This window comes from Nitratidesulfovibrio termitidis HI1 (assembly GCF_000504305.1).
Classification (GTDB): Bacteria; Desulfobacterota; Desulfovibrionia; order Desulfovibrionales; family Desulfovibrionaceae; genus Cupidesulfovibrio; species Cupidesulfovibrio termitidis.
On sequence record NZ_KI632512.1, the window covers coordinates 1,737,860 to 1,752,812 of the forward strand.

The following is a 14,953-nucleotide window of genomic DNA, read 5'->3' on the forward strand; positions in this document are numbered from 1 at the left end:
ACAGCGCGGGTGCAACCGTGGCATATCGCGGTGCACTTCATGCGTACGCGGCAGCGCCTCCGCCCCTAGACGTAGGGCATGAGCAGCACGGGAATTTCTCCGTCCTCCTCCTCGCCGTACAACTGCCCCATGCGCTGCATGGCTCCGTAGATGGCCACCAGGTCGCGCCCCCGGCCTCCGCTGACCCGGGCGGGCTCATCCAGTCCACGCCGGTTTCCGGGCGCGCCGTACACATTCACGTTGTCGTCGCCATCGCCGCCGTTCACCACGTTCTGGACCAGATCGCCTTCGGCGTAGTAGGCGCCCGGCAGGCCGTCCACTTTCCATGCCGTGGGGGAAAGCCCGCCGGGCACAAGGTAGCCCCCCTTGCTGACGTGGCGCTTGCGCCCCAGTTCCAGCACGTCGTCGCCTTCGCCGCCATCGTAGCTGGCAAAAAACGAGGTGACGGCCCGCATGACATCGTCGCCTGCCCCCCCCGTGAACTCGGTGGTGTGCGCCCCGCGGATGGCAAAGGTATCGCCGTCCTCCCCGCCGTCGACCGTGCCCCGCTCGTACAGCCCGGCAAACGTGTCGCGGCCTTCCTCGCCGAACAGATTGGAACCCCGGAACCGCCCGTCGAAAGTATCGTCTCCCAGTCCGCCATTGATGGTGGACCGCCGGAAATCGCCCTTGACCACATCGTCGCCCAGGCCCGCCTTGACCTGGGAAAGGGCCACAAGGTCCATCTTGAAACTGTCGTTGCCGTCACCCGCATCGATGTCCGCAAAGTGCATCTCGCCCTGCAGCCTGTCGTCACCAAGCCCCCCCCTGACGATGACATGGGCCATGGCGCCATCCAGCGTATCGTCGCCATCGCCGCCATCCAGCAGTGCGTGCATGCTGTTGGTCAGTTCGATCCGATCGTCGCCAGCCCCGCCGGAAAGCAGCGCCATGCCGCCCTCACCGGACGCGGCGTTGCCGCGCACCGCGCCCAGGATGCTGTCGTTGCCGTCGCCGCCATCCACCCCGCCGCTGCCGCCCAGCGAGATGACCATGTCGTTGCCGGCCCCGGCGTTCACCTGCCGGTCGCTTAGCCGGATCAATATGTCGTTGTCCTTCGTGCCCTCGAAGGTGACACCATCGGCGGCCTCCTCCAGCGTCACGCTGCCGTCGGGGTTCGTCACCACCCGGGTATCGGCGGTAATCTCGCCGCGCGCCACTTCGGTGCCGCCCCTGCTGACCACCACGCGCCATTCCTTGCTGCTGTTGCCGTCCTTGTCCTGCTCGTGGGGGGCCAACATCTGCACGTCCAGCCCGTCGACACTTCTGGCATGCAGTCCGGCGGCTTGTCCCGCCATGATGCGGTTGTAGCGCAACTCCTGTTCTTCGGACGCACTTGACACATCGCCAAACTTGAACACCACGTCGGGCGTGCGAGTGGACACCTTGTCGTAGGCGTCGGTCAGGCTGCCGCGCAGGCTCACCGGGCCGGTACCGTACCGGGCGCGGCGGGCCTCCTGCTGCCGTTCCTGCGATTCGCGCAGCAGGTAGCCGGAAATGGGGGAAAGGATCATGGCGTCACCCCGTGGCTGGTTACCGTCACAAGGTCATATCGGCGTCCATTTACATATCTTTACACGTAGCCGGGCATTCAACGCGAAAACGCCGCCCCGGCGAACCGGAGCGGCGTGACAAAACCATGGAGATGTCTGTAAAAGCGCGGTGTTGCTGCGCAAGCGCAAAAACGCCGGAGACCCGGAATCCGCCTGCTACCCCGTCACGGTCAGACGCAGGAAGCGCTTCTTGCCCAGCTTGACCACGTAGCTGCCGGGAGCCAGCGGGGCCATGGCGTCGTCGCAACGCACGCCGTCCACGGACAACGCGCCTTCCTTGATCAGCCGCTTGGCCTCGCCGCGCGACTTGACCAGGCCCGCCGCTTCCAGGAACACCGGGGGGGTGCTGTCCTCGCCCTGGGCGCAGGCGTGTTCGGGCGCGTCGTCCGGCACGCCGCCACCGGCGAACACGGCGTTGAAGCCCTGACGGGCCTCTGCGGCCTTGTCGTCGCCGTGGTAGCGGGCGGTGATTTCGAAGGCCAGGTCTTCCTTCACCGCCTTGGGGTGGGCTTCACCGGCCTGCACGCGGCGCTTCATGTCCGCGATGTCTTCCAGCGAGCGGGCGGAAATGAGTTCGTAGTAGCGCCACATGAGATCATCGGACACGGACATGATCTTGCCGAACATGTCGGACGGCGGTTCGTCGATACCCACGTAGTTGCCGAGGGACTTCGACATTTTCTTCACGCCGTCCAGCCCTTCCAGAATGGGCACGGTAAGGATGCACTGCGGCTCCTGCCCGTACTGCGATTGCAGCGTGCGGCCCATGAGCAGGTTGAACTTCTGGTCGGTGCCGCCCAGTTCCACGTCGGCGCGCAGGGCCACCGAATCGTACCCCTGCACCAGCGGGTACAGGAATTCGTGGATGGCGATGGGCCGCCCGTCGCGGTAGCGCTTTTCGAAGTCGTCGCGCTCCAGCATGCGGGCCACGGTGTAGCGCGAGGCAAGGCGCACGAAATCGGCGGCGGAAAAGGCGTTCATCCAGCGCGAGTTGAAATCGACCTCGGTCTTTTCCGGATCCAGGATCTTGAAGACCTGCTTCTTGTAGGTCTCGGCGTTGTCCAGGATCTGTTCCGGCGTCAGCGGCGGGCGGGTATCCGACCGACCCGAAGGATCGCCGATCTGCCCCGTGAAGTCGCCGATCAGGAAGATGACGGTGTGGCCCAGTTCCTGGAAATGGCGCAGCTTGTGGATGAGCACCGTGTGGCCAAGGTGCAGGTCCGGCGCGGTGGGGTCGAAGCCCGCCTTGACGCGCAGCGGCGTGCCGCGCGCGATCTTCTTGCGCAGTTCGGCCTCGTCGATGAGCTCGGCCATGCCGCGCTTGATGCGTTCCAACTGGGTGTCGATGTCGATCATGGTCTGCAACCCCTCTGCATGGTATCGGGACGGTCTTCCAGAGATGGCGGGTGGTGTCAACCCGATTGGGGCCCCCTCACGGGCTGGTCGGGGCCGACTGGGAGCCAGACGGTCACCGGACGGATGCCGAAGGCGGGCCTATGCGGGACCGGTAGCGGCTGGCGGAAGCCGCTGCGGACCGACGAAAGGCATGGCCGGACGCTGTGCCCCCCTGCCGCCCCGCGCCAGCCTGCGACGCCTCCCTCAGGCGTCCGGCGTCTGCGGCGCGCCGTTGCCCGTATCGAACGCCTCTGCCGCCGGGCAGGCCACGCGCAACGCGCGGATGGACCGCGCCCTGCCTGTGGCCTCGTCCACGTCCAGCAGCACGCCGTTCAGCGAGCCGCGCCCCGTGGCCGGGCGAAAACGCTGCGGCAGCCGGGTCAGAAAGCGGTCCACGATGACCTTGTGGTCCATGCCCAGCACGGACGCCTCCACCCCGCACATGCCTGCGTCGGTAAGGTAGGCGGTGGAGCCGGGCAGCAGCATGGCGTCGGCGGTCTGCACGTGGGTGTGGGTGCCGATAACCGCACTGACCCGGCCATCCAGAAACCAGCCCAGGGCCTTCTTTTCGCTGGTGGCCTCGGCATGAAAATCCACAAGGCGGACAACGGGAGCGCCCTCTTCCGCCTCCAGCCGGGCCAGCAGGGCCTCTGCCGTGCGGAAGGGGCAGTCCAGCGGGTCCATGTAGGTGGTGCCGCACAGGTTCAGTACCGCCAGGCGATGCCCGCCGGGCAGGTCGTACACGCCAAGGCCCCGCCCCGGCGCACCCGCCGGGTAATTGGCGGGGCGCAGCAGGCGCGGCTCCTTGTCCAGCGCGCCGTACAGGTCGCGGTGTTTCCATACGTGATTGCCGGTGGTCAGGATGTCGATGCCCATGCCCAGCAGTTCGCGCAGGGTTTCCGCCGTCAGGCCGATGCCGCCGGAGGCGTTTTCGCCATTGGCGATGACCACGTCGGCAGCGTGCTCGCGCCGCAGGGCGGGCAGCAGTTCCTTCAGGGCCTGCCTGCCCGGCTTGCCCACGATGTCGCCGAAAAAGAGGATGCGCATGGTTGGTCGTTCCGTGTGATGTACGCGTGTACCCAAAAGGCCACGTTGAGGCAGGGGCTGCTTCCAAATTAGGATTTTCGTTCGTTGGCGAGGAAAACGAGCCTGCCATGAGGGAGTATACTCTTATCGTATTCGACCGACATGGCAGGCGAAGCTTGACGACGCCAACGGGCGAAAGGACAATTTGGGAGCAGCCCCTAAATCAGATACGCGTCGTGCTCGGAGCCCGCCACAAGCCCTTCCGCCCGCTCGGGTATGCGCACCAGCGCGTGCGCCCCGGTCAGCGTGTGCAGCAGGCCGGACTTGCCCAGCAGCGGCACGGCGGACGGCAGCCCGCCATCTTCCTGCCGGGTCGGGTCGATGCGCACCCGCACCCAGTCCTCGCGCCCCTGCCGCGACGCCACGTTGCGCGCCAGACGCACCCGGCGCGCAGGCCACAGCGACCGGTCGAAGGCATCGGTCCGGCCGGAGAGATGATGCAGGAAGGGTATCCCCAGCACGAACATGACCACCTGGGCAGAGGTCACCTGCCCAGGCAGGCCCCACACCGCGCGGCAGCCGCCGCCGTCCCCCTCGGGCACACGGGCAAGGATGGTCGGCTTGCCGGGGCTGATGGCCACGCCGTGGGCCAGCAGTTCCGCCCCTTCGATGCGCGACAGCGCGGCCACGGTCAGGTCGCGCACGCCCACTGAACTGCCGCCGGACAGCAACACCACGTCGGCGTCACGCAGCCCCTCGCGCAGAGCCGCCTCCAGCGCGCCCAGTTCGTCGGGCACGATGCCGAGGCAGCGCGCCTCGCATCCGGTCCGGCGCACCAGCGCGGCCAGGGTGTGGCTGTTCACGTCACGCACCTGGCCGGGCCGGGGCGTGGCCTCCGGGGCCACCAGTTCATCGCCGGTGGAAATGATGACCACGCGCGGCGCACAGTGCACGCGCACGGACGTGGCGCCCACGGCGGCCAGCATGCCCACTTCCTGCGGGCGCAGCCGGGTGCCCGCCGTCAGCGCGGGTGTGCCCGCCATGGCGTCCTCGCCGCGCAGCATCACGTTTTCCCCGGGGGCAACGGCGCGGCGCATCTCTATGGTGCCTGCCCCCAGTTCATGGGTGTGCTCCACCATGACCACCGCGTCGGCGCCTTCAGGCATGACGCCGCCAGTGACGATGGCGGCGCAACGGCCCGGCGTCACGGCAAAGGTGGCGGGGTGTTCGATGTCCACCCTGCCGTCGCATTCGAGGTAGGCAGGGTTCGTTTCCGTGGCGCCGAACAGGTCGGCGGCGCGCACTGCGTAGCCATCCATGCCCGCGCGGTCGGTAAGGGGCAGGTCTTCCCCGGCAATGACGTCCGCCGCAAGCACGCGGCCATCGGCCCGGTGCAGGTCCACCGTTTCCGCCGCCAGGGGCGAAAAGGCGCGCAAGAGTTCGGTGAACGCCTCCACCGAGAGGACGTTGAAAAATCCGGTCATGGTCACGGTCGGTTCCTTTTCCTTCTCGCGCACAGGGGGCACCGCCCCGCGCGGGATGGCCGCACGGCGCTACTGCACGTCTGTGGTGGCACGGGGTGGACGCGAACACCTCTCCTACCCCGCGCGGGCGCTACGGGCAAGGGAGCCGGATGACGCCAACGGCAGCCGGGAATGGCCCGAGAGCAGAACACGACACCGGAAAGGCTGGCCGGACAGGACAAGATTCCGGGGGGGACCGAACGGTATCGAAACAAGGTCGGAGCGATGTGCGCAGCCCTGCGGCCCGTTGCCTCGAAAGCATGTCCGAAATGTGATCGCCGGTGTTGACACGTTTTCATCAAACAGCTAGACATGACGCATACGATTTATAAAATCGTAACACTGAAGCCGTCGATGTGCTTCGCAAGCAAGCTACGCATCCCTCCCGCCTGCGCCCCCGTCGTTCCCGCCGACGGGGGCGCGCTGCGTACACCCCCGTACTTTAGGCTGTCGCGGCCATGCCGCCACCCCGCGTCGACTGAACACGGTTGGCGAGTGTCGCGCGCCTTCGTCTGCACGTCCTCATCTGGCATGCCCCCGCTCCACCCCACCCGGTGTGCCGTCTGGCCCGACCTGTTGCGGTTCGGCCCGGCCTGACCTGGCTTGACACCCCCATGCCCCCGGCGTAGGCAGGATGCTCCTCAATTTCCGGAGCACATCCATGCACGCATCTTCACGCACGGGCGTGGGCACGCGCGGCGTCCTGCTGGCGCTGGCGGCCACCGTCATCTGGTCCGGCAACTTCATCGTGGCGCGCGCGCTGGCCGACAGCATGCCGCCGGTATCCGTCTCGTTCGCGCGGTGGCTGGTGGCCACCTGCGTCCTGCTGCCCTTCGGCCTTGGCCCGCTGCGCCGCGAATGGCCCGTGGTGCGCGCCCACCTGGCCTACTTCTGCGTGACCGGCTTCGTCGGGGTTTCGGTGTTCAACACCCTCATCTACGTGGCCGGACGCACCACCGCAGCGCTGAACATGGCGCTTATCGCCACGTCCTCGCCCATCTTCATCATCCTGTTCTCGCGGGTATTCCTGGGCGAGGCGGTGACCCTGCGCCGCCTGGCGGGCCTGGCCACGGCGGTGACAGGCATCGTGGTGCTGGTGACGCGGGGCGACCTTGCGCGACTGTCCACCCTTACCTTCACCAGCGGCGACCTGTGGATGGTGGCCGCCTCCATGCTGTTCGCGGGGTATTCGGTGCTGGTGCGCAAGCGCCCCACGGGCGTGGGGCAGACCACCTTCCTGATGGCCACCTTCATTCCAGGCCTGCTGGGCATCCTGCCCATGCTGGCGTGGGAACTTTCCACCGGGTCCATGCCGGTGTTCACACCGCAGGCCGTGATCGGGGTGCTGTACATCGGGCTGGGGGCATCGCTCATCGCCTACCGCTGCTGGAACCTGGCCATCGCGGCCATCGGCCCCAGCCGTTCGGCGCTGATCTACTATTCCCTGCCCGCGTTCAGCGGGCTGGAGGCGCTGCTGCTGCTGGGCGAACCGGTGACGCCCGCCCACTTCACCAGCGGCGCGCTGATCCTGGGCGGCATTCTGGTGGCCACGCGGGAGTGAGGTTCACGCCCCGCCAAGGGCTGTTTCTGAATGAGGATTTTCGTTCGTTGGCAAGGGAAACGAGCCGGCCATGAAGGAGTGCCCTAGCCGTTAGGTGAGCTTGCGAACCTTACGGATAAGGACAGCAGAGCGCGGCAGCCGTTATGCGAGTCTTCGAGCATTACGGATGGCGACCGCAGAGCTATGGCAGGCGAAGTTTGACCGCGTTGCGCACGATGCCCGTATCGCTGCTGTCCCCATCCGTACGGCTCGCAGACTCGCCTACGGCTGGGGCAAGGCTCGCAAGCTCGCCTAACGGGCACGCTCCGCGCCCTTCGGGTCGGTCAGCCAACGGGCGAAAAGACCATTCAGATGCAGCCCTAGCCCCGGAACTCGCCCACATCCATCCCCAGTCGCGCCACCATCTTCTGGATGGCCACCCGCGACAGGCCGGACAGCCGCGCCGCCTCGGACACGTTGCCCCCGGTCTGGGCCAGCAGGTCGCGCAGGTAGCCCTGGGTGAACTGGTCGGTAACGCGGGCCTTGGCCGCCTTGTACGGCACGACGCCGCCCCCGCCCGCAGCAACTGCCCCGCCTGTCCCGACTGCCCCGACTGCCCCGACTGCCCCGACGGGGGAGACAGGCGCAATGCCCCCGGATGCTTCCGTGTGCCCCTGTCCTCCAACCTGACCACCCGTCGGCCCGGTGACCACACCTCCAGTTCCGACACTGGCGGGATTCGTGGAACCGGCTATTCCCCCCTGTCGGGTCCGCAGCCAGTCGCCCGTGCGGCCAAGCCCGCCCGCCGCCACATGGCGCACCGTATCCATGCCCAGCACCTCCCCGCCACTGAACAGGGTCAGCCTGCGCACCACGTTTTGCAGTTCGCGCACGTTGCCCGGCCAGTCGCGCCCGGCCAGATGGTCGAGCACGTCCGGCGCCACGGTCTTCTGCGGCAGGCCCAGCTCGTCGCAGGCATTGCGCAGGAAGGTGACCGCCAGCAGGGGGATGTCCTCCACCCGTTCGCGCAGGGGGGGCACCCGGATGGTGACCACGTTGAGCCGGTAGAACAGATCCTCGCGGAATTCGCGCGAGGCCATGCGGGCCTCCAGGTCCTGGTTGGTGGAAGCCACCACCCGCACGTCCACGTTTTCGGTGCGGCCGGAACCCACGGGGCGGATTTCGCCCTCTTGCAGAAAGCGCAGCAGTTTGGTCTGGATGGGCTGCGAGATGTCGCCTATTTCGTCCAGATGCACGGTGCCGCCATCCGCCATGGCGAACAGCCCCTTGCGGTCACGCTCCGCCCCGGTGAAGGCCCCGCGCACATGGCCGAACAGCTCGCTTTCCAGCAGATGTTCCGGAATGGCCGGGCAGTTCACGGCCAGAAAAGGCATGGAGGCGCGCTGGCTCTGCCTGTGGATGGTGCGGGCCACCATTTCCTTGCCCGTGCCCGATTCGCCCCGCACCAACACCGTGTAGTCCGACTGGGCCACGGTGGCGATGGTGCGGCGCAGGGCCTGCATGGCCTGCCCCTGCCCCACCAGGTCGTCGCGGCCGGTGCCCAGCGAAACCACGTCGCGCAGGCGGCGGTTCTCCGCCAGCAGGCGGCTGCGTTCCAGCCCCTTGCCCAGCACGCGGGCCAGTTGGTCCGGCTCCACGGGCTTGGCCACGAAATCGTAGGCCCCGGCGCGTAACGCCTCCACCGCCGTTTCGATGGAGCCGTGCGCGGTCAGCACCACCACGCTCAGGTCCGGGTCCTGTTCCAGCGCCATGGGCACCAGTTGCAGACCGGTCATGCCAGGCATGCGCAGGTCGGTGAGCAGCACGTCCACCCGCTGCGCCCGCAGGCAGTCCAGCGCCTCTGCACCGGAGAAAGCCTGGGCCACCTCCACCTCGGGAAACAATTCCGCGGCCAGACGCGAAAGCCCCCGGGCGAAATCCGGTTCGTCGTCCACGATGAGCACGTGCGGTCGGTGGGGCATCATTCCTCCCGGATTGGGGCGTCACTGTCCGCCGGTTGACCGGCAGCCGGGCCGGATTCGAAGTCGGACGAGGGGTCGGGCAGGGGCGAAAGCTCCGGATCTGCGGACGACACGGACATGGCGGACGACGCGGATACAGCGGACGACGCGGATACGGCGGACGGCACGGGAACGGCGGGCGGCGTGGAACAGACGGCGCCCACCACCGGCAGGCGCACCGTGAACTCCGCGCCGCCGAGTTCGGCGCTGTCGCCCGCCGTCACGCTGCCGCCCGCGTCCACCACCAGACCGTAGACCACGGCAAGGCCGAGGCCCGTACCCATCTCCTTGGTGGTATAGAACGGATCGAACACGTCCTTGCGCAGATGCTCGGGCACGCCGGGGCCGGAGTCGGCCACGGTGGCCACCACCTCGCCGGGGTTCTCGCCCCGCCGCACCCGGATGCGCACCCTGCCCTCGCCCGAGGCGGGCAGCGCGTCCAGCGCGTTGAGCACGAGGTTGCTGAAAATCTGTTCCAGGGCCTGCTCACCCGCAGTGACCGGGGGCAGGTCCGGCTCCGTCTCCGCCGTGACCGAGGCGAATTTCTTGGCCCCCTGCACCGCAAAGACCTCCGCCACCGAGCGCGCCACGCGGGCAATGTCCGATGGGGCCACCCCGGCGGCCTTGGGCCGGGCGAAGTTCAGCAGGTCGCGCAGCACGCGCTGGGCCTGGCGGGTATGCCGCAGGATCACGTCCAGGTCGGCCTGCTGCTGGGCATCGCCGGTATTGCGGCGCAGCAGCTCGGCGTAGCACAGGATGACCCCCAGCGGGTTGTTGATCTCGTGGGCGAGACCGGCGGCCAGCTTGCCCACGGTGACCATCTTTTCGCTTTGGCTGACCTGTGCGAACATGCGCTTTTCCAGCGTGGTCTCGCGCACGTAGACCGCCGCGCGGCCAGGCTCGTCGGCCCCGCGCGCCAGCGGATACAGGTTGACCATGAACGAACGCCCGCCAGGCAGCACCACCTCGCGCGATTCCGCCCCCTGTGCCGGGACGGGCATGGCGGGCACGGCCCGGCCGGAGACGCCGGAACCGCGGGCCTGCCCCGCATTACCGGGCAGGCGTGTGCCGTCCCCGCCGCCCAGGGCGGCCAGCAGGTCGCCAGAGGGTGCGGAACCGCCGGAAAGCTCCAGCGACAGCCGTCGCGCGCCCTCGTTGGCGATGATCACCGCGCCGGAACCGTCCACCAGCGCCAGCGGATCGCGGATACCCTCGAACACCGATTGCAGCACGTCCATGTGGCGCACCAACCGGTCCAGCGCCGAAAGGTTCTCGGCCACGGTGCCAAGCTGCCGCCCCAGCGCGGCCAGCACGTCCAGGTTCTGGCGCGCCGCGTTGTCGGCGTCGTCCCATTCCAGGCACAGCAACCCCTCGGCGGCGCCCGCCTGCGCTTCCACGGGCACGAAGACGCTGGCCCCGCGCAGCAGGGCGCACCCGCCGGTCAGCACGTCGGCCAGGGGCACGGGCAGGTCGGGCCGCCGGTCGCGCTCGGGCCAGGCGTAGAAATTGTGCGAGGCAAAGGTGCACACGTAGGCGATGCGCCGCGCGCCGAAGCGCCGGGCGATCTGCGGCAGGGCGTAGCGCCACAGCTTGTCGCGGGTGCGCAGGCCGCGCATGTCCTCGAACAGCTTCACGAACAGGTCCACGTCGGCGCGGCGCTCGCCCGCCTCGCGCGAAAGCTCGGCGGTGCGCTCGTCCACCATCTGGCGCAGGTTGTCGGCGTAACTTTGCAGGCGTGCACGGGCATCGGCCAGGTGGTGGGCCACCTGCTCTATGCCGTCCACCAGTTCCTCGATTTCGTCGCCCTGCTCCAGCCGCGCGATGAGTGCGGCGGGCCGGACGCCACCGCCGCCCCCGTCCATTCCATCGGGCCCTTCTCCCCCCTCGCCCCCCTCACCCCCCTCACCTAGGGTCCGGCGAAACACCCCGGTCAGGCGGCGCAGGTTGCGCACCACCAGCACGCGGAACACCACGTTGGCCGAAGAAAAGAAGATCAGCGCGCACACGATGAGAAAGGCGAAATAGGTGGTGATGGACTGGCGCAGGTGCGACACCGCATCGGAAACGGGCACGCCCACGTAGTCCAGCCCGGCGATGCCATCCTGTTCCTGGCCAAACCCCCTGTCGCCGTACATTTCCACCAGTTGCGGCGGCGCATCCGCCGGGTTGCCGTGGCAGGTCATGCAGGGCGCGGCAAAGGCCACCGGACGGGCAATGACGTAGTACTGCTGCCCGCCCACCGTATCATAGCCGGTCCACAGCGACTGTTCGGGGTTCAGGCGGAAGTGGCTGATCAGCCCCCGCTCGTGGGGCGTGGCCTCGAAGGAAGGATTGCGGGCGCCTATGGCCACGCGGCGGTAGATGTGGCCCGTACCGTCGTTGTCCATGCGGTCCATGACCTGGCGCGAGATGTACGACGAGGACATGGCCTCGATGATGAATTCGCCGGGGTGGGTTTCCATCATGCGCGGGCGCAGCGCCTCGCGCACGAAGCCCTGGATGGCGTCGATCTGCGAAAAGACCAGGCGGGCCTTGGCGTGCACCTCTTCTTCCAGCACCGTGCGCAGGTGCATGTACAGCACCGTGGCGAACAGCCCGCCCAGGCCGATGACTGCCACGGCCAGACCGGCAAGGAACTTGTGCTGGAGAGTATGCGGTTTGGGAATGTACATGCGCGGGAACGACCAGAGGCACCGGTCGCCTCGTTGGGATGTGGGGAGGCCCCAGCCTAGCCGCCGCCATGGGCCCCGTCAAGAACCACCGGGCACGCCGGAAGCCCCGGCCCTGCGTGGTTCGCCGGGAAGGCCGCCAGCCGGAAGCCCGCGGCCCAGCGGATTCAGTTGGCCGTACCGGAGGTTCCGGATGCGGGTGCGGCAGCCACAGGCCCGACAACCGCACTGGCCTCGCTGTGTCCGTCGCCGTGCCCGGCCCCCGTGGCCCCTTCGGGTCCGGTGGGCGTGAACCGCCAGGTGGAGCGGGAATTGATCTCCGCCTGCTGCGACATCTCCACATCCGTATAGTACAACTGGCCGCTGCGGATGCCGTAGATGTCCTGCACCTCGCCATAGTGCTGCAACGCGGGCAGGTGCGCCACCACGCGCGGCCCGACAACGAAGAAGAGCGCCCACAGCACCGCCACGGAAACGCCAAAGGCGGCAAGCCGCCCCATGAAAGTATGCTGCAACGTGTGTCGCATGTAAGCTCCCGGAAGGGGGAGCCCGCCCCCGCGGAAAGGGACGGGCTCCGACATGTTCCCTAGATCTTTGCGGTGATCTCGGGGAACACGATGTAGAACATGATGTAGGCCATGGTCAGGGTAAGCACCAGGTTGAAGCTCTGGCCGCACACGTACAGGATGAGCGGCTTGCCGCCCTTGAAGTAGTGGGCCAGTTCGCGGAAGTTGGTGGCCAGGCCGATGGCGGTGAAGGCAAGGCAGAAGAACCAGCCGCGCGCGGAGGCGGTAAGGCCCTTCAGCACGCCCTGGTCAAGCAGGGCCTTGCCCATGTCCGGACCCAGGCTGCCGCTGATCAGCGAGAAGACGATCGACGCGGCCAGGAAGCCCAGCACGAACTTGGGGAAGCGGTGCCAGATTTCGCCCACGCCCACCGAATGCCCTTCGCGCGCTTCGACGCGGGTGCACCAGTACACGGCCACGCCGAAGGCGGTGACGCCGATCAGCACGTTCTGGATCATCTTGATGGTGGCGGCCACGTACAGGGCCTTTTCACCCAGGAACGCGCCAGCCGCAGCCACCGCGCCGGTGGCGTCGATGGTGCCGCCCATCCAGGCGCCGCCCAGAATCTGCGGCATGTCCACGGCCTTGATGAAGGCGGGCATGGCGATCATCATGATCGCGGTGAACACCAGCGAAAGGCCGATGGAGAGGGTCAGTTCCTCTTTCTTGGCCCGGCACGCGGCGGCGGTGGCGATGGCGGCGGAGGTGCCGCACACCGACATGTCGGCCGAGATGACCACGTTCAGGGTCTTGGATTCCATCTTCAGGATACGCTGGCCGAAGATGAAGGTGCTGATGAGCACGATGGGGGTGACCACCCAGGCCACGAAGATGCCGGGAATGCCGATGGCGATGATCTTGTCGAACAGCACTTCGGCGCCCAGCAGCACGAGGCCGGTCTTGATGAAGTATTCCACTTCAAGGGCGGGCTTGATCCACTTGGGCGTGCCCACGGTGTTGGCGATGAGCATGCCGATGATGATGGCCCACGCCTCGGTGCCGATGCCCCAGTACTTCATGGTGGCCTGGCCACCCATCATGGTGGCAAGGCAGGCGACCGCGAACACGCCGATGAAGCCCAGCAGGAAGCCGGGCACCGACTTGCCCATGAACTTCATGCCGATGGCGAAGAACAGACCCATGCCCACCATGAGCAGCGGCAGGCTGGTCAGCAGGTTGACGGGCTTGGACTTGGCCTTGTCGGCGGCGGACTTGGCCTTGGCTGCGGCGGCGCGCCAATCGGCGATCTTGGCCTTGGCCCCGTCGTTCAGGCCGGCATCGGCAAAGGAGGCGCCAGCGGCGGCCGTTTCGGCGGCCACGGCGGCGGCCATGGCGGCATCGGCCTTGGCCTTGGCTTCCACGGCCTTCTCGGCATTGGCGGCGGCCTTGGCGTCAGCGGCTTCCTTGCTGATCACAAAGGAATCCAGCGGATTGCTGCTCCAGCCGCCCGGCTTCTTCAGGAAGGCGGAAATGGCCTTGCCGGTGGGGCTGTCCATGGCCTTCACCTTGGCCTTGTCGTCCTGGGCCTTGTAGTAAGCAATGGTCTTGAACGGGGCGCGCTGCGCCTCGGCGGCCATGACGGCGTTGGCCTTGGCGATCTTTTCGCCGTATTCCGCCGGGGGATTCAGCAGAAAGACGCAGATGCCCGCGATGATGATGACGAAGCCGAGCCAGATGGCCCAGTAGTCTTCCTTGGTCCACAGGTCGGACAGGCGCGATTGCCCGTGATCGACGACGACGTTGGCATTGTCGTTGGTTGCCATGCTAGGGTGCTCCTCCTTTCTGTTTGCCGCCACCGCTGGCAGTGCGGACGGCATGCACCCCTTCCTAATCAAGAGGCGTGCCAGACCGGCACAAAAGCATCATGCCTTCTATTCCGGCAGGTTATGCAGACCCTCACGGCTTCTGGCTGAAAACAAAAGTTTTCAGTGCAAACTCCCCTTTTCACTCCATGGTGCCTCCACGGGTATGCAACGCAAACGGCCCGCCCCGTAGGACGGCCCGTGATCGTATTGCAGGGTGCGGAAGCATGGCCGGTCAGGCGACCGGAAATGCGCCGGCAAGCGAATGCCGGCCAGTAAACGAATGTCGAAAGGACGGCCCGGCGCTCAGTCCTCGCTCGCGGGGCGGCGCTTGCCGTCCGAGCGGCATTTGCCGCACACCCCGAACAGGTACATGCGGTGCGAGGTCAGCACGTAGCCGTGGCGACGCGCCAGATCTTCCTGCAACCGCTCTATCTCGTCGTCCAGCACCTCGATGTTCTCTCCGCAGGCTTCGCAGATGAGATGATCGTGGTGCTTGCTGCCGTACTTCTGCTCGTAGCGGGCCACCCCGTCGCCGAAGTGCACTTCCTTGGCCAGACCGGAGTCGCACAGCAGCTTCATGGTGCGGTACACCGTGGCCTGCCCCACGGAAGGATCCGTGGCCTTCACCCGTTCGTACAGTTCCTCGGTGGTCAGGTGGCCGCCCGCGCTCATGAACACCTCTACGATGAGCATGCGCTGCGGCGTGACCTTCAGGCCGTTGCGGGCGATGTACTCGTGAAACACGTCTATGGCTTGCTTCATGGGTCTCCTCGCGATGTGGGGCGTGGTCTGGCTGTTCCTATACCGTGTGCCCGA

The 14,953-nt window shown here is 67.3% G+C and carries 10 protein-coding genes; 1 reads left to right on the top strand and 9 read right to left on the bottom strand.

Features of this window, described 5'->3' with window-relative positions:
- Nucleotides 1-65: 65 nt before the first annotated feature.
- From DESTE_RS07110 to DESTE_RS07125, 4 genes are all read right to left on the bottom strand, one after another.
- Entirely contained in the window at nt 66-1,553 is a 1,488-nt protein-coding gene (locus DESTE_RS07110; RefSeq protein WP_035066428.1) for a hypothetical protein, read from the bottom strand.
- A gap of 195 nt (nt 1,554-1,748) precedes the next feature.
- On the bottom strand, nt 1,749-2,948 hold the full coding sequence (tyrS, locus tag DESTE_RS07115) for a tyrosine--tRNA ligase (RefSeq protein WP_035069921.1): 1,200 nt from the start codon (nt 2,946-2,948) through the stop codon (nt 1,749-1,751).
- Between the two features lie 243 nt (nt 2,949-3,191).
- Nucleotides 3,192-4,034, bottom strand: coding sequence for a TIGR00282 family metallophosphoesterase (locus DESTE_RS07120; protein WP_035066430.1), 843 nt, complete (start codon nt 4,032-4,034; stop codon nt 3,192-3,194).
- A gap of 197 nt (nt 4,035-4,231) precedes the next feature.
- Nucleotides 4,232-5,497, bottom strand: coding sequence for a molybdopterin molybdotransferase MoeA (locus DESTE_RS07125; protein ID WP_035069922.1), 1,266 nt, complete (start codon nt 5,495-5,497; stop codon nt 4,232-4,234).
- 700 nt (nt 5,498-6,197) lie between these two features.
- On the opposite strand from DESTE_RS07125, the gene DESTE_RS07135 reads away from it, so the two are divergent.
- On the top strand, nt 6,198-7,097 hold the full coding sequence (locus DESTE_RS07135; protein WP_035066434.1) for a DMT family transporter: 900 nt from the start codon (nt 6,198-6,200) through the stop codon (nt 7,095-7,097).
- A 359-nt stretch (nt 7,098-7,456) separates the two neighbouring features.
- Here the strand turns inward: DESTE_RS07135 and DESTE_RS07140 are convergent, their stop codons facing one another.
- The 5 genes from DESTE_RS07140 to DESTE_RS07160 all read right to left on the bottom strand — a co-directional run bounded on the left by DESTE_RS07140 (nt 7,457) and on the right by DESTE_RS07160 (nt 14,899).
- Entirely contained in the window at nt 7,457-9,058 is a 1,602-nt protein-coding gene (locus tag DESTE_RS07140; protein WP_035066436.1) for a sigma-54-dependent transcriptional regulator, read from the bottom strand.
- The gene (locus DESTE_RS07145) at nt 9,058-11,769 is read right to left on the bottom strand and encodes a c-type heme family protein (RefSeq protein ID WP_035066438.1); all 2,712 of its coding nucleotides are present in this window, start codon (nt 11,767-11,769) and stop codon (nt 9,058-9,060) included. The genes DESTE_RS07140 and DESTE_RS07145 overlap by 1 nt, the downstream gene beginning before the upstream one ends.
- 164 nt (nt 11,770-11,933) lie before the next feature.
- A complete protein-coding gene (locus DESTE_RS07150) occupies nt 11,934-12,293 on the bottom strand; it encodes a hypothetical protein (RefSeq protein ID WP_035066440.1) in 360 nt (119 codons plus the stop codon).
- Between the two features lie 59 nt (nt 12,294-12,352).
- Complete coding sequence (locus DESTE_RS07155; RefSeq protein ID WP_035066442.1) at nt 12,353-14,095, bottom strand: YeiH family protein; 1,743 nt, start codon at nt 14,093-14,095, stop codon at nt 12,353-12,355.
- 345 nt (nt 14,096-14,440) lie between these two features.
- Nucleotides 14,441-14,899, bottom strand: a complete 459-nt coding sequence (locus DESTE_RS07160; protein WP_035066444.1) for a Fur family transcriptional regulator — start codon at nt 14,897-14,899, stop codon at nt 14,441-14,443.
- Between the last annotated feature and the right edge of the window lie 54 nt (nt 14,900-14,953).

What these genes read in the sequence shown, in the direction of transcription:
- DESTE_RS07160 (WP_035066444.1), bottom strand. Translation starts at nt 14,899, where the DNA reads ATGAAGCAAGCCATAGACGTGTTTCACGAGTACATCGCCCGCAACGGC.
- DESTE_RS07125 (WP_035069922.1), bottom strand. Translation starts at nt 5,497, where the DNA reads ATGACCGGATTTTTCAACGTCCTCTCGGTGGAGGCGTTCACCGAACTC.
- DESTE_RS07120 (WP_035066430.1), bottom strand. Translation starts at nt 4,034, where the DNA reads ATGCGCATCCTCTTTTTCGGCGACATCGTGGGCAAGCCGGGCAGGCAG.
- DESTE_RS07150 (WP_035066440.1), bottom strand. Translation starts at nt 12,293, where the DNA reads ATGCGACACACGTTGCAGCATACTTTCATGGGGCGGCTTGCCGCCTTT.
- DESTE_RS07145 (WP_035066438.1), bottom strand. Translation starts at nt 11,769, where the DNA reads ATGTACATTCCCAAACCGCATACTCTCCAGCACAAGTTCCTTGCCGGT.
- DESTE_RS07155 (WP_035066442.1), bottom strand. Translation starts at nt 14,095, where the DNA reads ATGGCAACCAACGACAATGCCAACGTCGTCGTCGATCACGGGCAATCG.
- DESTE_RS07135 (WP_035066434.1), top strand. Translation starts at nt 6,198, where the DNA reads ATGCACGCATCTTCACGCACGGGCGTGGGCACGCGCGGCGTCCTGCTG.
- DESTE_RS07140 (WP_035066436.1), bottom strand. Translation starts at nt 9,058, where the DNA reads ATGCCCCACCGACCGCACGTGCTCATCGTGGACGACGAACCGGATTTC.
- tyrS (WP_035069921.1), bottom strand. Translation starts at nt 2,948, where the DNA reads ATGATCGACATCGACACCCAGTTGGAACGCATCAAGCGCGGCATGGCC.
- DESTE_RS07110 (WP_035066428.1), bottom strand. Translation starts at nt 1,553, where the DNA reads ATGATCCTTTCCCCCATTTCCGGCTACCTGCTGCGCGAATCGCAGGAA.